The 19,363-nt window shown below is 73.8% G+C and carries 22 protein-coding genes; 15 read left to right on the forward strand and 7 right to left on the reverse strand.

Translation table 11 applies throughout. The features are described 5' to 3' along the window. The first annotated feature begins 34 nt into the window (after positions 1-34). From AB0A74_RS15925 to AB0A74_RS15940, 4 genes are all read left to right on the forward strand, one after another. On the forward strand, positions 35-1,234 hold the full coding sequence (locus AB0A74_RS15925) for a S8 family peptidase (protein ID WP_358249962.1): 1,200 nt from the start codon (positions 35-37) through the stop codon (positions 1,232-1,234). A gap of 42 nt (positions 1,235-1,276) precedes the next feature. Continuing rightward, the gene (locus tag AB0A74_RS15930; RefSeq protein WP_358249964.1) at positions 1,277-2,164 is read left to right on the forward strand and encodes a methyltransferase domain-containing protein; all 888 of its coding nucleotides are present in this window, start codon (positions 1,277-1,279) and stop codon (positions 2,162-2,164) included. A gap of 55 nt (positions 2,165-2,219) precedes the next feature. Beyond that, positions 2,220-2,486 carry a hypothetical protein gene (locus tag AB0A74_RS15935; RefSeq protein WP_358249966.1) on the forward strand — a complete coding sequence of 89 codons (267 nt, stop codon included), beginning with the start codon at positions 2,220-2,222 and terminating at the stop codon, positions 2,484-2,486. A gap of 126 nt (positions 2,487-2,612) precedes the next feature. Beyond that, the gene (locus AB0A74_RS15940) at positions 2,613-2,837 is read left to right on the forward strand and encodes a hypothetical protein (RefSeq protein ID WP_358249968.1); all 225 of its coding nucleotides are present in this window, start codon (positions 2,613-2,615) and stop codon (positions 2,835-2,837) included. On the opposite strand, the gene AB0A74_RS15945 is transcribed toward AB0A74_RS15940, so the two are convergent. Then, complete coding sequence (locus AB0A74_RS15945; RefSeq protein WP_358249970.1) at positions 2,838-3,623, reverse strand: alpha/beta hydrolase; 786 nt, start codon at positions 3,621-3,623, stop codon at positions 2,838-2,840. Between the two features lie 141 nt (positions 3,624-3,764). Between AB0A74_RS15945 and AB0A74_RS15950 the strand changes: the two genes are divergently transcribed. The 7 genes from AB0A74_RS15950 (at position 3,765) to AB0A74_RS15980 (ending at position 12,305) form a co-directional block, all read left to right on the forward strand. Further along, a complete protein-coding gene (locus AB0A74_RS15950) occupies positions 3,765-6,374 on the forward strand; it encodes an AAA family ATPase (RefSeq protein ID WP_358249972.1) in 2,610 nt (869 codons plus the stop codon). Positions 6,375-6,439: 65 nt separating this feature from the next. Next, complete coding sequence (locus AB0A74_RS15955; RefSeq protein WP_358249974.1) at positions 6,440-7,435, forward strand: ketoacyl-ACP synthase III; 996 nt, start codon at positions 6,440-6,442, stop codon at positions 7,433-7,435. After that, positions 7,432-8,181 carry a glycosyltransferase family A protein gene (locus AB0A74_RS15960; RefSeq protein ID WP_358249975.1) on the forward strand — a complete coding sequence of 250 codons (750 nt, stop codon included), beginning with the start codon at positions 7,432-7,434 and terminating at the stop codon, positions 8,179-8,181. Before AB0A74_RS15955 ends, AB0A74_RS15960 begins: the two co-directional genes overlap by 4 nt. Next, on the forward strand, positions 8,178-9,311 hold the full coding sequence (locus AB0A74_RS15965) for a cytochrome P450 (RefSeq protein ID WP_358249977.1): 1,134 nt from the start codon (positions 8,178-8,180) through the stop codon (positions 9,309-9,311). The genes AB0A74_RS15960 and AB0A74_RS15965 overlap by 4 nt, the downstream gene beginning before the upstream one ends. Continuing rightward, positions 9,304-10,803, forward strand: a complete 1,500-nt coding sequence (locus AB0A74_RS15970) for a class I adenylate-forming enzyme family protein (protein ID WP_358249979.1) — start codon at positions 9,304-9,306, stop codon at positions 10,801-10,803. The genes AB0A74_RS15965 and AB0A74_RS15970 overlap by 8 nt, the downstream gene beginning before the upstream one ends. After that, a complete protein-coding gene (locus AB0A74_RS15975) occupies positions 10,803-11,684 on the forward strand; it encodes an NAD-dependent epimerase/dehydratase family protein (protein ID WP_358249981.1) in 882 nt (293 codons plus the stop codon). Before AB0A74_RS15970 ends, AB0A74_RS15975 begins: the two co-directional genes overlap by 1 nt. Before the next feature lie 24 nt (positions 11,685-11,708). Continuing rightward, positions 11,709-12,305, forward strand: a complete 597-nt coding sequence (locus tag AB0A74_RS15980) for a phosphoribosylanthranilate isomerase (protein ID WP_358249983.1) — start codon at positions 11,709-11,711, stop codon at positions 12,303-12,305. Positions 12,306-12,786: 481 nt separating this feature from the next. Here AB0A74_RS15980 and AB0A74_RS15985 read toward each other — a convergent pair whose 3' ends face one another. The 5 genes from AB0A74_RS15985 to AB0A74_RS16005 form a co-directional block, all read right to left on the reverse strand. After that, a complete protein-coding gene (locus tag AB0A74_RS15985) occupies positions 12,787-13,524 on the reverse strand; it encodes a polysaccharide deacetylase family protein (protein ID WP_358249985.1) in 738 nt (245 codons plus the stop codon). Positions 13,525-13,557: 33 nt separating this feature from the next. Continuing rightward, positions 13,558-14,400 (reverse strand): TIGR03620 family F420-dependent LLM class oxidoreductase, encoded by an 843-nt coding sequence (locus tag AB0A74_RS15990; protein ID WP_358250005.1) that lies wholly within the window; start codon positions 14,398-14,400, stop codon positions 13,558-13,560. A gap of 94 nt (positions 14,401-14,494) precedes the next feature. Then, complete coding sequence (locus AB0A74_RS15995) at positions 14,495-14,818, reverse strand: metalloregulator ArsR/SmtB family transcription factor (RefSeq protein WP_358249987.1); 324 nt, start codon at positions 14,816-14,818, stop codon at positions 14,495-14,497. A 9-nt stretch (positions 14,819-14,827) separates the two neighbouring features. Beyond that, positions 14,828-15,196, reverse strand: a complete 369-nt coding sequence (locus tag AB0A74_RS16000) for a DUF4180 domain-containing protein (RefSeq protein ID WP_358249989.1) — start codon at positions 15,194-15,196, stop codon at positions 14,828-14,830. After that, entirely contained in the window at positions 15,189-15,632 is a 444-nt protein-coding gene (locus AB0A74_RS16005; protein WP_358249991.1) for a helix-turn-helix domain-containing protein, read from the reverse strand. Before AB0A74_RS16005 ends, AB0A74_RS16000 begins: the two co-directional genes overlap by 8 nt. A gap of 20 nt (positions 15,633-15,652) precedes the next feature. Here AB0A74_RS16005 and zapE (AB0A74_RS16010) point away from each other — a divergent pair, with 20 nt between their 5' ends. The 3 genes from zapE (AB0A74_RS16010) to AB0A74_RS16020 all read left to right on the forward strand — a co-directional run bounded on the left by zapE (AB0A74_RS16010) (position 15,653) and on the right by AB0A74_RS16020 (position 17,488). Continuing rightward, positions 15,653-16,009, forward strand: a complete 357-nt coding sequence (gene zapE / locus AB0A74_RS16010; protein ID WP_358249993.1) for an AFG1/ZapE family ATPase — start codon at positions 15,653-15,655, stop codon at positions 16,007-16,009. Next, on the forward strand, positions 15,946-16,482 hold the full coding sequence (gene zapE / locus AB0A74_RS16015; protein ID WP_358249995.1) for an AFG1/ZapE family ATPase: 537 nt from the start codon (positions 15,946-15,948) through the stop codon (positions 16,480-16,482). Before zapE (AB0A74_RS16010) ends, zapE (AB0A74_RS16015) begins: the two co-directional genes overlap by 64 nt. A 100-nt stretch (positions 16,483-16,582) precedes the next feature. After that, positions 16,583-17,488 carry a GNAT family N-acetyltransferase gene (locus AB0A74_RS16020; RefSeq protein ID WP_358249997.1) on the forward strand — a complete coding sequence of 302 codons (906 nt, stop codon included), beginning with the start codon at positions 16,583-16,585 and terminating at the stop codon, positions 17,486-17,488. On the opposite strand, the gene AB0A74_RS16025 is transcribed toward AB0A74_RS16020, so the two are convergent. After that, positions 17,443-18,354 carry a helix-turn-helix domain-containing protein gene (locus AB0A74_RS16025; protein ID WP_358249999.1) on the reverse strand — a complete coding sequence of 304 codons (912 nt, stop codon included), beginning with the start codon at positions 18,352-18,354 and terminating at the stop codon, positions 17,443-17,445. The genes AB0A74_RS16020 and AB0A74_RS16025 overlap by 46 nt on opposite strands. A 72-nt stretch (positions 18,355-18,426) precedes the next feature. Between AB0A74_RS16025 and AB0A74_RS16030 the strand changes: the two genes are divergently transcribed. Further along, complete coding sequence (locus AB0A74_RS16030; protein WP_358250001.1) at positions 18,427-19,218, forward strand: dienelactone hydrolase family protein; 792 nt, start codon at positions 18,427-18,429, stop codon at positions 19,216-19,218. Positions 19,219-19,363 lie beyond the last annotated feature (145 nt).

The raw sequence follows: 19,363 nt of genomic DNA on the forward strand, positions 1-19,363 counted from the left end.
TGTCCCACCGGAGAACGCCCCCAGAGGAGAAGTCATGCGACGTCTTCCGGGCCAAGCCCTTTTCGCCGCCGTCCTCCTGGCCACCGCGGTCACCGCCGCACCCGCCGGCGCGGAGTCCGCCACCGGATACATCGTCCTGCTCGACGAGAACGCGCCGGTGACCTCCGTGGCCGCCGAACTCGGCGTGCAACCCGTGCACCTGTACGAGTCCAGCGTGCGCGGCTACTCGGCGCTGATGACCCCGTCGGACGCCGCCCGGATCGCGGCCGACCCGCGGGTGAAGCTGGTGCAGCCGGACGGCGTGGTCACCACGACCGCGCAGACCCTGCCCACCGGCGTCGACCGCGCGGAGGCCGACCTGAGCCCGACGGCCAAGATCGACGGCAAGGACGAGAAGGTGGACGTGGACGTCGCCGTGATCGACACCGGCATCGACCTGGACCACCCGGACCTCAACGTGCACACCGCCGGCGCGAAGAACTGCTCCACCGGCCAGAGCGCCGACGACGGCAACGGCCACGGCACGCACGTCGCCGGCACGATCGGCGCGCTGGACAACGAGGTCGGCGTCGTCGGCGTCGCGCCCGGCGCGCGGGTGTGGCCGGTGCGGGTGCTCAGCAACAGCGGCAGCGGCACGTGGTCCGACGTCATCTGCGGCATCGACTTCGTCACCGCCAACGCCAAGGACATCGAGGTCGCCAACATGAGCCTCGGCGGCACCGGCAGCGACAGCAAGTGCGGCGCGAACACCGACGTGATGCACGAGGCGATCTGCCGCTCGGTCAAGGCGGGCGTGACCTACGTGGTGGCGGCGGGCAACAGCGCCACCCCGACGACCTCGTTCGTGCCGGCCACCTACGAAGAGGTCATCACGGTCAGCGCGCTGGCCGACTTCGACGGCAAGCCCGAGGGCGGCGCGCCCTCGACGTGCCGCCGGGACGTGGACGACACGTTCGCGGACTTCTCCAACTACGGCGAGGACGTGGACATCATCGCGCCGGGCGTGTGCATCCTGTCCACGTGGCCCAAGGGCGAGCGGTACAACACGATCTCGGGCACGTCGATGGCCAGCCCGCACGTCGCCGGCGCGGCGGCGCTGCACAAGGCGAAGAACCCGACCGACCCGCCCGAGGCCGTGAAGGCCGCGCTGCTCAAGGCCGGCACCGACAAGTGGACCACGTCCACCGACCCGGACCAGGCGCACGAGCCGCTGCTGGACGTGGCGAAGTTCTGATCCACAGTGGACGCGCATCCCCCCGCGTGCCACGATCGGGACATGGTGGAGCGGCGGCGCATCGCGGAGTCCTACAGCGACACCAACGTCCTGTTCCACCTGCTGCGCCACGTCGGCTGGGGCGACCTGGTCAACGTCGGGTACTACACCGTCCCGACCCTGCACCACGCCCTCGGCGGGCTCGGGTGGTTCCAACGGGAGTTGCTGCGGCGGTCGTTGGACCTGCTGGAGGCCGAACCGGGCGACCGGGTGCTGGACGCGTGCTGCGGGCGCGGGTTGTCCACGGCGGTGTTGGCCCAGCGGGGCTGCGACGCGCTGGGTGTGGACGTGCAGCCGGAGCAGGTCGAGGAGTCGCGGCGGCGGTTCGGCGATCGGCCGGGTGCCTCTTTCGCGGTCGCCGACGTGACGGAGTTGTCCAACCTGGGCGGGTTCGACCGGGTGCACTGCCTGGAGGCGGCTTTCCACTTCGGCCCGGAGGGGCGGCGGGCGTTCCTGGGCGAGGCGTTCCGCGTGCTGCGGCCGGGCGGGCGGCTGGTGCTGGTGGACTTCACGTGGCGTTCGGCGGACCCGACGACCATCGAGTCGGTCGACCGGGACGGTGTCGTGCGCTCGGCGTGGTGCTTCGAGGAGGTCGAGCCGCTGGACCGGTACGTGGTGCGCGCGCGGGAGGCGGGCTTCACGGTGACCGCCGTGCACGACTGGACCCGCCCGGTGCTGGACCGACCGATGAGCCTGGCCGGTCCCGTGCTCACCCTGATGCGGTCACCGCTGGGCCGTCGGGTCCTCTGCACGCGCTGGCCGGGCCTGCGTGAACTGAGCCGGGAGGACTGGTCCGCCGCCGCGCGGAGCGTCGAGGCCCACCGCGCCTGGGCACGCGCCTGCCGCTACACCGCCTTCGTGCTGGACAAGCCCCGCAACGCCGGCGGGTAGCGCTCGGCGCTTGCGGGTAACCCGCGGCCGTACGCTCGACCCACGAGGAGGAGCGATGACCGTTCCCCACCCCGAGCCGCCGTCGCCGCGGCCCACGCCCGGCGAGCCCGACCCGGTTCCCCCGACCCCCATCCCGGACCCGGTGCCGCCGGGGCCCGAACCGCTGCCCCGCGACCCCGGCCTGCCGCGACCGGAGCCGCTCCCCCGGCCCGACCCACTGCCGCCCGGTCCCGGTCCCGGCGAACCACCCGGTCCGCTGCCGCCCGGCCCCGGTCCCGGCGAACCACCCGGTCCGGTGCCGAACCCGAACCCGTTGCACTGACCGTCAACCCCTGTGCCCTGATCGGGTGGGAGTGCTCCCCTCACCGGGGGATGACCCGTCCCGCGACGGCGGTCGAGCGCATAGCGTCGCCCGCGTCAGCGAACGCTCCAGGACGGGAGACCGACCGTGGCCGTTTCCGTGGACTTGGACAAGCAACTCGACAAGGCCTACGAGCAGCTGGACCTGACCGCGCTCCTCGACTCCCCGGTCGACGCGCTCGCGGGAGTCAGCGCCGGCGACGCGGAGAAGCTCGCCGCGGCCTTCGGCATCAAGACCGTGCGCGACCTGGGCACCAGCAAGCAGTTCAAGCTCGCCGCCGCGCTGGTCGCGCTGGACCAGGCGACCCGGTAGTCAGCCGGTCCGCTCGCGCGCCCACGCCAGGGCCGCGTCCGCGATCTCGGTCCACCCCTCCTGCCCCAGGCTGAAGTGGCACCGGCCCTCGAACTCCAGGTAGTCCACCCGGTGGCCGGCGCGGCGGTAGCGGCGGGCGTTGGCGCGGACCACCGACGGCGGGCTCTGGTTGTCCGCCGTGCCCGCCACGAACAGCAGCGGGGCGCGGCCCGACCGGGCGTAGCGGACGGTGTAGGGCGAGCGCGGGCTCAACTCGGCCAGGGCGCGGTCCAGCACCAGCTTCGGGGCCGGTGGCACCGCGTGGCGGTGGTAGACGGCGGCGGACTCGTCGTCCGGCATGGTGTTGGTCAGGGTGTAGCGCATCTGCGCGTAGGTCGGCATCACCGGTGTGCGGCCGTGGCGCAGGGCGGGCAGGTGCGTGCGGATGGTGGACCAGGGCAGCCACCTCATCCCGCGCGTGGGCGCGGTGCCCAGGGCCACGCCCGCCGCGCCCAGGCCCCGGTCCAGCAGGAGCTGGGTGAACGTGCCGCCGTAGCAGTGGCCGACGATGATCGGCGGCCGGTCCAGCTCCTCGATGATCCGCGTGTAGTGGTCCAGCACGCGGTCCACGGTCTGCTCGGCCAACGGGGTCGGGTCGCCGCGCAGCGCCGCCACGCCGACCTCCAGGCCCGGCCACGCGGGCGCGAGCACCCGGTAGCCGGCCGCCGTGTACCGGTGCACCCAGCCCTCCCACACCGCCGGCGTCAGGTGCATGCCGTGGACGAGCACGACGGTGTCCGGGCGCATCGGGCTCCTCCGCGGGCGGTTCGGGCGGTCGGGACACGGTACCCAGTGCCCCGACCTCGGACGACGGTGTCGTGAGGATCATGGGACGGGTGGGTGTGCCGGCGCATCACCGGTGGTCCCCAGTCCGTTAGGTTTCCGCGCATGACCTTGCTGGACCGGGCCCCCGAACGCGCCGCCCTGGACGGGTTGCTGGCGTCCGCGCGCGAGGGGCGCAGCGGGGTCCTGGTGCTGGTCGGCGAGCCGGGGATCGGCAAGAGCGCCCTGCTGGGCTACGGCATCGGCGCGGCCGAGGGGTTCACCGTGGCGCGGGTCGCCGGGGTCGAGTCCGAGCGGGAGCTGGGCTTCGCCGCGCTGCACCGCCTGCTCCTGCCGTTCGGCGCGGCCCGCACCCGCCTGCCCGACCCGCAGCGCGAGGCGCTGGACGTGGCGTTCGGCCTGGTCGCCGGGCCGCCGCCGGACCGGTTCCTGATCAGCCTGGCGGTGCTGACGCTGCTGTCGGAGGTCTCGGCGGACGCGCCGGTCCTGGTCGTGTGCGACGACGCCCAGTGGGTGGACCGGGCGAGCCTGTCGGTCCTGGCGTTCGTCGGCCGCCGGCTGCTGGCCGAACGGGTGGTGCTGGTCTTCGCCGCCCGCCCGGACCTGGAGCCGGACCTGCTGGCCGACCTGGACCACCGGACCCTGCCCGGCCTGCCCGCCGCCGACGCCGCCTCCCTGCTCACCGGGGTGGACCGCGCGCTGGGGCTGCGCATCGCGGCCGAGGCCGGCGGCAACCCGCTGGTGCTGGCCGAGCTGGCCCGCGAGCTGGACAGCGGCGCGACCACGCCGGCCGGGCTCGCCGGTGCGCCGCTGCTGGGCGGGCCGCTGCCGGTGGGGCGGCGGCTGGAGGCGCGGTTCGCCCGGCGGGTGGGGTCGCTGGCGGCCGGCACGCGGACGTTCCTGCTGGTCGTGGCGGCGGAGTCGACCGGTGACGCGGCCGTGGTGCGGCGGGCGGCCGGTGCGGTGGTGCCCGACCCGCTGGACGCGGTGGTCGAGGACGCGGTGGCGAGCGGGTTGCTGGTGGCCGAGCCGTCGGTGTGGGCGGCGGAGCGGTTCGCGTTCCGGCACCCGGCCGTGCGGTCGGCCGTGTACGCGAGCGCCCCGGTCGGGCTGCGGCGGCGGGTCCACGCGGCGCTGGCCGAGGTGACCGCGGACGACCGCCGGGCCTGGCACCTCGCCGCCGCCTCCGCCGGTCCGGACGAGACCGTGGCGGGCGAGCTGGAGCGGTGCGCCGACCGGGCCGGCGCGCGCGGCGGTCACATGGCCCGGTCGGCGTTGCTCGCGATGGCCGCGCGGCTGAGCCCGGACCGCCCCGACCACGACCGTCGCCAGGTGGGCGCCGCCGACGCGGCGGTCGCCGCCGGAGCCGTCGCCCACGCCCGGGAGCTGTTGGCCCGGGTGGACTCCGAGCAACCGCACGCCACCAGGTTGCTCGCGTTGCTGGACGACGATGTCCCGAGACTGCTGAAGGCCGCCGACGGGCTGGGCGGCGCCGAGCGCACGGACGCGTTGCTGGAAGCGTTCGACATCGCCGTGCTGGAAGGCGGCCCGACCGCCGAGGTCGCCGCGGCCGTCCCCGACGATTCGGGGACCACGGTCGCCGAGCTGGTCCTGGCCTCGCACGCGCTGTTCGTGAAGGCGGGTTTCGTCGAGGCCGCGCCGAGCCTGCGGGCGGCCGTCCGGGCGGTGCGCGACGCGGAACCCGGGCGGTGGACGCTGCCGGGCGTGCTGGCCGCGGTGGAGCTGTGGGACGAGGAGTCCCTGGGCGTGTGCGCGGCCCGCTCCGCCGCTGCCGCCCGCCGCCGAGGCGAGCCGAAGGCGCTGCTCACGGCGTTGTCCGCGCTGGCGGGCTGGGAGGTGTTCTGCGGCCGGTTCACCGCCGCCGCCGGCCACCTGACCGAGTTCGCCGAGACCGCCACCGCCGCCGGCCTCCGGTCACCCCTGGCCGGCACGGCCGACGCGCTGCTGCGGGCGTGGCGGGGCGAGGAGGTGGACCTCGCCGGCGACGGCCTGCGCGCGAGCGTGGCGCGGGCGGCGCGCGTGGTCCTGCACCTGAGCGAAGGCCGCTACCAGGAAGCCCTGGACCTCGGCGGAACCGTCCTGGACGAGCCTCCGACGCACTGGGCCGGCCTCCTGCTGCCCGACCTGGTGGAGGCCGCGACCCGCGCCGGCGACCACGCCACCGCCACCCGTGCCGGGCGGGCCGTGGAGGCTCGGGCCAAGGCCGGCGGCACCCCGTGGGCGAAGGGCCTGGCGGCCAGGACCCGGGCCCTGACCTCGGAGGACGCCGAGCCGCACCACCGGGAGGCGATCGACCGCCTGTCCCGCACCCCGGTGACCACGGACCTGGCCCGCGCCCACCTGCTCTACGGCGAGTGGCTGCGCCGGCGCCGCAGACGCGCGGAGGCCTCGACCCACCTGCGCACGGCCCACGAGCTGTTCACCGGGATGGGCGCGCCGCGCTTCGCCCGCCGGGCCGACCAGGAGCTGCGCGCCGCCGGCGGCACCCCGAGGGTCGCCGAGAGCCGCCCCGACACCGCGGAGCTGACCCCGCAGGAGGCCCGGATCGCCGACCTGGTGGCCGACGGCGCGACCAACCAGGAGATCGCCACCACGCTGTTCATCAGCGTGAGCACCGTCGAGTACCACCTGCGCAAGATCTTCCGGAAGCTGGCCGTCACGTCCCGCCGCCAGGTCCGCCTGGTCCTGCGCTGATGCGCCATCCGAGTAGTTCTACCGAGGTCGCCCGACGGCACCCGCGGATAGCGTGCAGCGAGGAGGTGCCGGAGTTGGGGACACGGTTGGCCGGTGTAGCGGTGCACCTGCCCGAGCGGCAGGTGAGCACGGACGAGGTCGAGCGGCGCGTGGGGCCGTTCACCCCGCCCGCCGGGTTGATCCGGCGGTTGACGGGGATCGGGTCGCGGCACGTGATGGGCGACGACGAGCAGGCGTCGGACCTCGCGGTCGCGGCGGCGCGGAAGTTGTTGGCCGACACCGGGACCGAGCCGGGGGACGTGGACCTGCTGCTGTTCGCGTCGGCCAGCCAGGACATGGTCGAGCCCGCCACCGCGCACATCGTGGCGGCGAAGCTGGAGCTGCGCTGCCCGGTGATGGACGTCAAGAACGCCTGCAACAGCGTGCTGAACGCGATGGAGGTCGCCGACGCGCTGATCAGCACCGGCCGTTACCGCACGGTGTTGATCGCGAGCGGTGAGTCACCGTCGCGGGCCGTGCGGTGGGAGGTCGGCGGGCTGCGGGAGTTCCTGCGGGCGTTCCCGGGCTACACCCTGTCCGACGCGGGCGCGGCGGTGCTGCTGACCGACGGCGAGACCGGGATCGTCGGGTGCGGTTTCACCGCCGACTCGACGCAGTGGGACGTCGGCACGCTGCCCGGCGGCGGGTCGCGGCACCCGCGCGACCCCGAGCGCACCTACTTCGACCTCGACGGCGCGCGGTTGAAGAACGCGTTCCTCGGGCTGGGCGGCGGCGTCCTGGACAGCACCCTGGACCGGCTCGGCCTGACCTGGGGCGACTTCGCCGTGGTCGGCGTGCACCAGGTGTCGTTGCCCTACCTGGACGTGTTCGCCGACCGGGTCGGCGTGCCCAAGGACAAGCTCGTGATCACCCTGCCCGAGCACGGCAACGTGGCGTCGGCGAGCCTGCCGCTGCAACTGGTCACCGCCCAGCGGATGGGCCGCTGCGGACCCGGTGACCTGGTCGCGCTGGTCGGCTTGGCGGGCGGGGTCAGCCTCGGTCTGGTGGTGGTGCGGCTGTGAGCCTGTGGGTGGTCGTGCCCGCGTACAACGAGGAGCGCGGGATCACGGCGACGCTGGAAGCGTTGGCCGGGCAACAGGACGCGGACTTCACGCTCGTGGTGGTCGACAACGGCTCCACCGACTCCACTGTGGACGTCGTGCGGCGGTTCGCCGAGGAGCACCCCGAGCTGCGGCTGGAGATCGTCCACGAGCCGGAGAAGGGCACGGGAGCCGCCGCCGACACCGGGATGCGGCACGCGATCGGACAGGGTGCGCGGTGGCTGGCCCGCACCGACGCCGATTGCCTGCCCGCCCCGGACTGGACCGCCCGGATCAAGGCCGCGTTCGACGACGGCCTGCGCCTGGTGTCCGGACGGCTCCTGCCGCGCGAGGACGAAGGTCTGCCGGCGCTCCAGCGGTGGGTGCTGGTCGCCGCCGTGGAGGTCGCGTCGCTGTTCGGCAAGATCCGGCCCGGCAACCGGGACCCGCGCTACCGCGGCCCGTACGTGATGACCGCGGGCTGCAACATGGCGATCACCGCCGAGCTGTACGCGCTGGCCGGCGGGTTCCCCCGGTCCAGGATCGAGGACCTGCACGAGGACCGCGCCCTGGTCAACGCCGTGCGCCTGCACACCCGCGCGTACGGGCCGCGCCGGGACGTCGTGGTGCACGGCTCGTCGCGGAGGGCGCAGGCGTGGGGGCTGCGCAAGACCCTCGCCTGGTACGCCGACCACCGCTACCGCCCGGACGTCGTGGACATCCGGTGAACTGGGAACGCAGGCTCCAGCTCGCCGCGCACCCGCTGGCCTACCCGTTGGTGCGCGGCCTCGGCCGGATCGCGCCGGTGGTCCGCGTGCCCCGCGTCGGCGTGGTGGTCAGCGACGCCGGGATCGCCAAGCGGGTCCTCAACGACCCGGCGCACTTCACCAAGACCGGTCCCGGCTCGCCCGCCGACCTGTGGACGCCCGTGGTCGGCCCGACCGTGCTGCTGAACATGGAGGGCGCGGCCCACGCCGAGCTGCGCCGCAAGCTGTCCGGCCTGTTCACGCCGCGCAGCGTCGCCGACCTGTGCGCCCGCGTGGCCGACGAGCCGGTGCGGCGCCTGCGCGACGACCTCGCCGCCGGGCCGGTGGACCTCGTCCGGGTCGTGCGGCGGCTGGTGGGCGCGGTCATCTGCGAGCTGGTCGGGCTGGAGCCGGGCGAGGCGGTCGCGGCGCACGCGGCGGGCACCGCCATCACGTCGATGATCCGGCTGGGCCGGCCCTCGCTGACCCCGGCGCAGGTGCGGCACGGCCGGCAGGCGCTCGGCACGCTCACCCGGCCCGCCGCGCGGGCCTACGCGGACGGCGACCCGGCCACCGTGCCCGGCCGGATGCGGCAACTCGGGCTCACCGAGGAGGAGGCGCTGGGCGCGGTGGCGGCGTTCGTCCTCACCGGCACCGAAACCCTGGTGTCCTACCTCCCGCGCCTGGTCGCCCTGCTGCACGACTCCGGGTGGCTGGACCGGCTCGCGCGGGACCGCGCGCGGACCGACGACGTGATCGCGGAGGGGTTGCGGGTGACCGTGCCGTCGCCGGTCATGCTGCGCAGCGTCGCCGCCGACACCGAGGTGGGCGGGGTGCGGGTCCGCGCCGGGGACCGGGTCGTGATCGCGACCATCTCGGCCGCCCGCGCGCTCGGGTCGTTCGACCCGGACCGGCCGCACCCGCCGGACGTGCGGCAGCTGTGGTTCGGCGCGGGCCCGCACTTCTGCCTCGGGATGCCGTTGGCGCACGCGGAGATCCGGGCCGTGCTGGACGCCGTGCTGGACTGCGCGCCGCTGTCCGTGGTGGACCGTCGCGCGGCGCGGCGGGTGCTGATCCCGTGCTACGAGAGGCTGGTGGTGCGGCGTGGCTGACCTGCTGGTGGAGGTGGTGCGCGCCGGTCGCGAGCACGGCCCGCGGCCCGCGTTGACCGACGCCCGCGGCCGGACGGTGACCCACGCCGAGCTGTCGGCCCGGGTGTTGAGCACCGCGCGACGGTTGCGGGACAGGGGTTTCACGCCCGGCACGCGGATGTTGTTCTCCGTCCGACCCGGCCCGGACGCCATCGTGCTGGCGCTGGGGACGGTCGCGGCCGGCGGCACGGTCGTGTTCGTGGACCCCGGCGTCGGCCCGGAGCTGTTCGCCCGACGCACCGGGCTCGCCGCGGCGGGCTGGGCGGCGGCGGAGTCCGTGCTGTACGCGGCGAGCGCGCCGGGCCCGCTGCGGGCGCTGGCCCGCCGGCGCGGCCTGCTGCTGCCGGACTACTCCGCGCTGCCGGTGCGGCACATCAGGTCCGGGCCGTGGCTGCCCGGCGTGCCGCTCGGCGCGGTGTCCATGAAGGCCTTGGCGAAACCGGTCGCCGACGCGCCGTTCCCGGAGGCCGACCCGGACCAGGACGCGGTCGTCGTGTTCACCTCCGGCACCACGGCCGCGCCGAAAGCCGTCGTGCACACGCGCGGTTCGCTGGCCGCCGCCCTGGACGCCCTGGCCACCCGGTGCGCGCTGGGCCCGGACACCCGCGTGCACACCGACCAGATGATGCTCGGCCTGCCCGCGCTGGTCGCCGGCGCGCACTGGTCCCTGCCGCCGCACGGCTTCGCGCCCGCCGCCGACCCGACCGCCCTCGCCGCCGGCCTCGACGGGGCCACGCACACCTTCCTCGTCCCGACCGACCTCGCCGCCGTCCTGGACAGCGGGGTGGCGCTGCCGCGCTCGCTGCGCCAGGTGCTGCTCGGGTCCGCGCCCGTCCTGCCGCCGCTGCTCGAACGGGCCCGGCGCGCGCTGCCGGACGTGGAGTTCCTGGCCGTGTACGGGATGACGGAGATCCTGCCGGTCGCCATCGCCACCGGCGAGGAGAAGATCGCGCACGGCGGCGACCTGCTGGGCCGGCCGCTGCCCGGCGTGCGGGCGCGGATCGCCGACGACGGCGAACTGCTGGTGTCCGGCCCGAACCTGTGCCGCGGCTACCTGGGCGAACCGCCGCTGACCGAGCACGCCACCGGCGACCTCGCGCGCCTGGACGGCGACCGGCTCGTGCTCACCGGCCGGAAGAAGGACATGATCCTGCGCGGCGGCGTCAACGTGTACCCCGGCCTGCACGAGCCGGTCATCGCCGGCCTGCCCGGGGTCGCGGCGGCGGTGCTGGTCGGCGTGCCGGACGAGATCGGCGACGAGCGGATCGTGCTGGCCCTGGTGCCCGGCCCGGACGCCGCCCCCGACCTGGCCGACCGCGTGCGGGCCGCGCTGCCGCGGCTCATCGACACCGCCGCGCTGCCCGACGAGATCACCGTGCTGCCCGAACTGCCGGTCACCGGCCGGACCCGCAAGCTCGACCGGTCCGCGTTGCGCGCGAAGCTGGCCCGCTGATGCGGCTCGTGGTCACCGGCGCGACCGGGTTCGTCGGCGGGGCGGTCCGGCGGGCCGCCGAGGCGCGGGGCTGGCAGGTGCACGCCTACGGCTCGCGGGACTGGGACATCGCCGCCGGTCCCCTGCCCGACCCGCCGGAGGTCGATGCCGTGGTGCACTCGGCGGCGGCGGTGACCGACTGGGGGTCGGCCTCGCGCATCCGACGGGTGAACGTGGACGGCACCCGGCACGTGCTGGCGTCGTTCCCCGGAGCGCGGTTCGTGCACATGTCGTCGGCGAGCGTGTACGACCCGTTCACGCCGAACGTCAACGCCGTCGAGTCGGCCGCGCCGGTGACGCGGTACCCGACCCCTTACGGCGCGACCAAAGCCGAGGCCGAACGACTGGTCCTGGGCCGCCCGAACACGGTCGTCCTCCGGCCGCACGCCGTGTACGGCCCGGGAGACCCGACGCTGTTGCCGCGCGTGCTGAGCGCCATCCGGGGGCGGACGCTGTTCGTGGTCGGGGACGGGCGGGCACGGCAGTCGCTGACGTCGATCGACAACCTGGCGCAGGCGACCCTGCTGGCCTGCACAGGCGAACCGGGCGTCTACAACGTGGCCGACGCCGAACCCGTGGTGCTGGAAGAGGCCTTGCAAACCCTGCTGGCTGAACGCGGTCTGGACGTACGCATCCGACACATCCCGCTGCCGGTGGCGTGGCCGTTGGCGGCGGTGGCGGAGACGGCGTGGCGACTGGCCCGCGCCTCGACCCCACCGCGCCTGACCAGGTACGCGATCAGCCACCTGGCCCACGAACGCACCCTGGACACGACCGCCGCCCGCACCCGCCTCGGGTACACGCCCGCCGAGACCTCCTTCAAGGGCGCGGCGGGCTGGTGAGGCCGGTGGGATAGCGTTCGGGCCGTGTACGTGAAGTTGTGCGGCCTGCGGACAGCGTCCGACGTGGCCACCGCTGTCGAGGCCGGTGCGGACGCGGTCGGTTTCGTCCTCACCGCCAGCCCCCGCCGGATCGACCCGGAAACCGCCTCGGCACTGGTGCGCGAGGTGCCGCCCGGGGTGCTGTCGGTGGGCGTGTTCCGGGGCGTCGAGGCGGCGGAGGTGGCGCGGCTGGCGGCGTTGACCGGGGTGGGGGCGGTGCAACTGCACGGGGCCTACCCGCGTTCGGCGTTCGACGAGGTCGCGGCTCTGGGGGTGCCGCTGATCCGGGCGGTGAGCCTGAACGCCGAAACGGACGTGCGCGTGGGCGCCTTCGGCGAGGACATGCTGCTGCTGGACTCCCCCGACGCCGGCTCCGGCCACCGTTGGGACCTCGCGGCGCTGGAGGGCGCGCGCCCGGACGGCCGGTGGCTGCTGGCGGGCGGCCTGGACGCGCGAAACGTCGGCGAGGCGGTAGCGCAGGCCAAGCCCTGGGGCGTGGACGTGTCCAGCGGCGTGGAATCCAGCCGAGGAGTCAAAGACCACGGCCTGATGCGAGCCTTCGTAACCGCCGCCCGCGCCTAACCGCCTTACGCCGCGCAGCGGCGTGCTTTTGGTTCGGGCTCCCAGCCACAAGGGGCCTTCGTGTTCCCCACCGTATGACCTGCCCGAAGGGCTACCACAGATTGCCGGGGTCGGGCCAAAAAGTTTGCGAGGAACGAGCAAAGTTTTTCGACCGACCCCGGCAATCTGTGGTTGGCTCCGCCAGGTCATGCGGTGGGGAACACGCAGGCCCTTCCCCCCACTGGAGGCCTCCCGGCCGCTTTTAAGCTTTGGAGCGCTTCGCGCGTGCGCGAAGCGCTCTCAAGCGCGAAGCGCGTTCATTCTTAGTTAGCGCGGAGCGCGTTGCGTTCAGACCCGCGAAGCGTGGATTTGATTAGCGACAGCGCAAGTTCAAAGATCAAAAGAGCCTCGCCGGCGGGCGAGCCACCGAAGATGACACAACTGCCAAAGCGGGGGCTTCTTGCTTGTGCCATCTCCGGTGGACTGCCCGCTTGGTGGGCCCTCAGTCGTCTGGGCCGAGGGTGAGGAGTTCTGACACTGTGGTGAAGCGGTAGCCGCGTTCGCGTAGGCCGTCGATGATGGGTTCCACCGCTGCACGGGTCCTGTCGCGACCCGGGTACATCCCGTGCAGGAGCACGATCGAGCCCGGGCGGGTCTCGGCCAGGGTCGCCCGGACGATTTCGTCCGTGCTTCGCTTGGCCGCCTCCTCGCTGGAGTCCGGCTCCACGTCCCACATGATCGTCTTGCGGCCGTGTTCATCCAGGTAGTGCGGCAGGGCCAGCAGTTTCTTGCCGTTCGGCGGGCGGAAGGTGATCTCCCCGGTGTAGCCCGCGGCGCGGATGCGGTCGTCGGTGCGTTCCACTTCCCGCGCCACGAAGCTCGGGGTCACGAACACCATCCGCTCGTGGTGGTACGAGTGGTTGCCCAGTTCGTGACCCGCTTCGACGATCGCCCGCCCCAGGTCCGGGTGTTCCGACAGCTCGCGGCCGGTGACGTAGAACGTCGCACGGACGTCTTCGCGCGCCAACGCGTCCAGCAGCGGTCGGGTGCCGGCCGGGTGCGGGCCGTCGTCGAAGGTCAGGGCCACCACCTTCTCCGTCGTCCGCACGCGGTCGGTGAGGCCGCCGAAGAGTTGGTAGCCGCGCGAACTGGCCAGCGCCATCACGCCCACGCCGCCCAACGGCAGCAGTACCACGACCGCCACAGCGATGATCACCAAGCGGCGCCGCAAGATCCCCATCGGGCCATCCTGGCGCATCCCGCCGAGCGACGATCACGCGGTCGGCAGCAGTGCCTTGGCCAGGGTGCGCCAGTGTGGCATCGCCGTCTCCCCCGGCGGGACGCCGATCACCTGTACGCCAACGTGGTCCGCGCCGGCCTCCACGTGCGCGCGCAGCTTGTCCACCACGGTGTCCAGGTCGCCCCAGAACACCAGGTCGTCGACCAGGCGATCGCTGCCGCCGCCCGTGACGTCGTCCTCGGTGTAGCCCAACCGCCGGAACTTGGCCAGGTTGTACGGCGTCGCCAGGTAGGGCACCAGGTGTTCGCGCGCCACCGCTCGTGCTCGCTCGGGGTCGGTCTCGAACAGGACCGCGTGCTCCACACCGAGGAACGCGTCCGGACCCAGCACCTCACGTGCTTGTGCCGTGTGGGCCACGTTCACGTGGTACGTGTGCGCGCCGTGCGTGCGGTCACGAGACAGTTCCAGCATCTTCGGCCCGTACGCGGCCAGGATGCGTCGCACGCCGTCCGCCGGGTCGAGCGCGTCGAGGTACTCCGCCATGGCCGCGAGCGGCTTGACGCCCGGACGCGGCTTGCCGCCGAAGCCCAGGCCCAGGACGTGCCGGCCCGGGTAGGCGTCGGCCAACAGCAGGCTCGCGCCCCTGGTCGCCACCGCGTCCCGGGACCAGATCTGCGCGATCCCGTTGACCACGGCCATCCGCCGGGTCGCCGCCAGCAGGTAGCCGGCCAGCGAGAACGCCTCCCGCCCGCCGACCTCGGGCACCCACACCGCCCGCCAGCCCAGGTCTTCCAGCTCCTGCACCGAGTCGCGCACGACCGCCGCCGACCGGCTCTCGAAGTCGAACGTCCACACCCCGAACGTGCCGAGGCCCATGTCGCCCATCGGGCTCCCCCTTCCGTCAGATCGAAGTATCGCGGATTTACGATTTGACGGTCAAGCCCGTACCGGCGGAGTCCACTGTGGAAGGTCAGAGAACCTTGCCGAGCAGGGCGATCAGCTCGGCGATACGTTGTTCGTCACGCTTGTAGTGGGTCCACTTGCCCACCCGCGTGGCACGCACCAGGCCCGCGCGCTGGAGTTCGGCCATGTACGCCGACACCGTGGACTGCGCGAGCCCCACCTTGGCCTGGATGTGGCTCACGCACACCCCCGCCTCGTGCGGATCGACCAGCGCGCCGGTCAGGTCGAAGTTGCGTTCCGGGTCGCGCAGCCAGCTCAGCAGCTGCAGGCGCAACGGGTTGGACAGCGCCCGCAGCGCCTGCACCACCTCCGCCGGGACCTCATCCGCCACGCCCCCAGGCTACCGACCGGCGCGCAACCGCTCGTCCAGCGCGTCGAGGCTGGGCACGAACCACACGTGGTCCCCCTCGTTGGACTCCGCCACCAGCGCCCGCAGCGCCGAACTGGCCACCAGGTGCTCGGAGATGTCGCCGACGACCGCGAGCAGCATCCGGTAGTTCACGAACTTCTGCATGACCTCGCCCGCGAACCGGGTGCTGAGCGTGAAGAACCGCTCCCCCAACCGGTGCGCGGGCACGGCGGCCACCCGCGCGCCGAGGAACACCGCGCCGATGATGTCCAGGGCGTCCTGCTCGGTCTCGATCGGCGGCCCGTCCGGGTCGCACTCCAGGACCTGCACGCCGACCCGCTCGCGCACCACGTCAGCCACCCTCGACCTCCCCGGCGACCAGGCCGTTGTCGCCGTCGAGCACGGCGGCGAGCAGCCTGAGCAGGTCGGCGGTGGCGGCGGGGCCGCCGAACACGACGATCTTCATCCGGTTCCTCTCCTCGTCGAACAGGGTCTGCACGCGCAACGGGTGCGCGGGGTCGGGCGCGGAGCCGACCCCGGCCAGGACCAGCGTGCTCAACCGGTCGGCCCCGGCCCTGCCCACACCGGCCACCTCGACCACCGTGGACACCTCCACCGCGGGGCGCGGCGGCTCGGGGCGGCCGAGCAGGGCGGCGAGGTCGGCGCGGGCGATCCGGTACTGCTTGCCGATCCGGACCGCCTTGAGCCGACCGGTGCGGATGTAGCCGCGCACCGTCCGGACGTGCAGGCCGAGCCGCTCCGCGACCTGCTCGACCGAGTACATATCGTCACTCATCGTTCCTCAACATAGCTCGCATGGGGAAGAATAGGGAAGGCAGTGATCAAGTTCACCGGCTTTCGGAGTGGCGCGCTGCTATAGACGACAGGTGCGCGCGGCTGGCCGAGCTGGGCGCGGAGCTGACGGCGCTGGTCGGCGGCCGGCCGCGCGGGGTGTACCTGTGGGGCCCGGTCGGGCGGGGCAAGAGCTGGCTCGCGGACACGTTCTTCGACCTGCTCCCGCTGCGCCGCAAGCGCCGCGTGCACTTCCACGAGTTCTTCCGCGAGCTGCACACCCGCAGCTGCACTTCGACGAGTTCCACCTGCACGACGTGGGCGACGCGATGCTCGTGCTGCGCCTGCTGGAGTCGCTGCGGGCGCGGGGCGTGGTGCTGATGGTGACGTCGAACTACCCGCCGTCGGGCCTGCTGCCCAACCCGCTCCACCACGACCGCTTCCTGCCCGGGATCGCGTTGGTCGAGGCGAGCATGGACGTGGTGGAGGTGGCCGGGCCGCGGGACTACCGGCGCACGCCCGTCGGCGCGCCGCGCTCGGTGTTCGAGACCGGGGTGTGGTGCTCGCCGGGGACCGACGCGCAGCTGGCGGCCCTGGGTCTGGCGCGGCCGTCGGGATCGGTGGTGCTGGCGGTGAACGGGCGCGAGGTCCGGGCGCGGGCGGCGCGGCAGCGGTTCGCCAACGTGGTGGACGTGCTGGTGGACCGGGACGTCCGGCTGGTGCTGGTCGGCGAGGCGGACCTGCTCACCGGTGACGCGCGGGCGCTGGACCGGGCGCGCACGGCCAGCCGCCTTGCCTTGCTCCAGCGCCCCGGGTGGGAAAACCGGTTCCGCCTCGACGGCGTCTCGATCTAGGGTCGGCCCCACCCGCGCCCGCCGGCACGAGCGGTGCCCGTCGCCACCTCACCGACACCGCGCTGCCGCGCGACCTGGAGACACCGTGATCTTCCGCCCCATGACCGACACCGACCTCGACCGCGTCCTGCCGCTGCTGGTCCCCGGCGAGGTCGGCGCGTGGAGCGACGCCGACGCCTTCCGCCACCGCCTGGGCACCGGCGAGTACCGCCACGAGTGGACGTGGATCGCCGAGGACGCGGGTGACGTGCACGCCGTCGCCGTCTGGTGGGGCCAGACCAAACCGGAGGCCCTGGACACCCTCCACGCCCACGGCGACGACCGGGCGGGAGTGGCCGCGCGACTGCTGTCCACCGCGCACGAGGTCCTCGGATCGGCGCTGGAGTACCACGTGCTGCTGCCGGCGGACTGGCGCGACCGACCCGACGCGGTCGCCGCCCTGCACTGGCGCCGAGAGGCCGCCGAGCGGGCCGGCCTGACCGAACCGGTCGAGCGGCTGCGCTACGAGTGGACGCGCGAAGCGGGCGTGCCCGCGCCGTCCCCGCGCCTGCGGTTCCGGGCCGAGCCGGACGACGAGGTGTTCGTGGACCTGTTCCGCCGGGCGGTGGAACAGTCGCTGGACGCCGCGTCGAGCAAGGAGGCGCGGGCGGTCGGGGCCGAGGCGCAGGCGCGGTCGGACGTCGAGTTCTACCGCGACTTCATGCTGGGCGACCGGGCGTGGTGGCGGGTGGCGGAGACGGCGTCGGGCGAGCCGGTGGCCTTCGGCGTGCCGTCGCGCAACACCGGTTTCGCCACGGTGGGCTACCTGGGCGTGCTGCCCGAGCACCGCGGCCACGGGTACGTCGACGACATCCTGGCCGAGATCACCCGGTTCCTGGCGGAGGAGACGGGCGCGGAGGTCATCCGGGCCGACACCGACCTGACCAACCAGCCGATGGCGGGCTCCTTCGAACGCCTGGGCTACACCAACTTCGCCCGCCGGCTGGTGCTCTCGCCGCCCCGGTGATCCCGGGGGCCGCGCCCGGTCTCCCGACGCAGGACCCGGCGCAGGGTGGTCGGGTCCGCGTAGCCGACGCGGCGGGCGATGTCCTCCACCGGCAGGCGGGTCGTCGTGAGCAGGTCCACGGCGGTCTCCACGCGGAGGCGTTGCAGGAAGCGCACCGGCGACAGGCCGGTGGCCCGCTCCACCCGCCGGGCGAAGGTCCGGGCGGACATCCCGACCGCCGCCGCCACGTCCGCCACCGACACGTCGTCGGCCAACCGGGCCCGCGCCCACCGCTCGGCCGCCGCCACGTCCGGGTCGGCGGCGGTCAGGAACCCCAGGGCCATGTAGGCGGACTGGCTGGCCCGCACGTCCGCGAGCAGGTACCGGGCACACCGGTCGGCCAGCTCCGCCCCGCCGTGGCGGGCCACCAGCGTCAGCATCAGGTCCAGGTGCGCCATCGCCGCGCCGGCCGTGGTCACCGGCCCGTCCCGGACCACCAACGCCTCCGCGTCCAGCTCCACGCCCGGGTGCAGTCGCCGGAACAGCGGAGCCAACCACCACGACGTCGTCGCCCGCCGCCCGTCCAGCAACCCCACCGCCGCCGACAGGAACACCCCCGAGCACGACGTGGCCACCTCAGCCCCCCGAGCGACCGCGTCCACGAGCACCGCACCGGCGGCCCCCACCTCCGGCCGCCCCAGGAACGCCCGCACCTCGGCCCCGCTGGTCAACCCCAACCCCGGCACGACCACCACGTCCGCGGCGTCCTCGGTCACCCGGAACACCGGACGCCCCTTGACCCGGTTCGCCGTCTCCAGCACGTCGAACGTGACCGCCACGCTCGTGGCCATCGCCCCTTCCAGCGCCAACACCCGCACGGACGTCATCGGCGAGAAATCCCCGATCGTTGTCGATTCCGCCACTCCCGACACCAGTGTGCACCGCCGAAGATCACCGTCGTGGACACCCTCGACGACTTCACCCACCGCCGGACCACGCTCAACGGCGTCACCAAGACCGTGCACGTCGCCGGCAAGGGCCCGGCCGTGATCGTCATGTCCGAGATGCCCGGCATCAGCCCGCACGTGGCCCGCTTCGCCCGGTGGGTGCGCGACGCCGGCTTCACCGTGTTCATGCCGTCGCTGTTCGGCCGGGACGGCGCGGTGCCCTCGGCCGACGAGGGCGCGGCGGTGGTGCGGGGGGCGTGCCTGAGCGCGGAGTTCCGAGCGCTGGGCGGAGGCAGGTCGAGCCCGGTCACCCACTGGCTCATGGCCTTGGCGCGGGAGGCGCACACCGAGTGCGGCGGCCCGGGCGTCGGCGCGATCGGCATGTGCTTCACCGGCAACTTCGCCCTGACCATGATGCTGGAACCCGCCGTACTGGCCCCCGTCCTGGCACAACCCTCGCTGCCACTGGACAACCCAGCCGCCCTGGAGATCTCCCCCGACGACCTGCGCGCGGTGAAAGCAAGACTCGACTACGACGACCTGACCGTCCTGGCCTACCGCTTCAAGGGCGACCGAATCTGCACGGCCCAACGCTTCGCCGCGTACCGGGAAGCCCTGGGCGACCGCTTCAGGGGACACGAACTACCGGACGACCCGAACCCGGACGTCCCCCCGTTCTTCGCAACCCACGTCCCCTACCCCCACAGCGTCGTCACAGTTCACCTGGTAGACCGCGAAGGCCACCCCACCGCGACAGCACGCGACGAAATCCTCACCTTCTTCCACCACCGACTGACCCCGTAGCCCGACCGCACGCACGCTTTTCGAAGGGCTATCAGCCACAGGAAGGGCCTCGGTTCGTCCCCCGTACGGCCTGGGCGCAGCCCAACCACAGATCGCCGGGGTCGGCCTGAAAAAGTTTCGCGAGGAACGAGCGAAAGTTTTTTGG

Origin of the sequence: Saccharothrix sp. NPDC042600 (assembly GCF_040647305.1) — a bacterium.
Classification (GTDB): domain Bacteria; phylum Actinomycetota; class Actinomycetes; order Mycobacteriales; family Pseudonocardiaceae; genus Actinosynnema; species Actinosynnema mutabilis.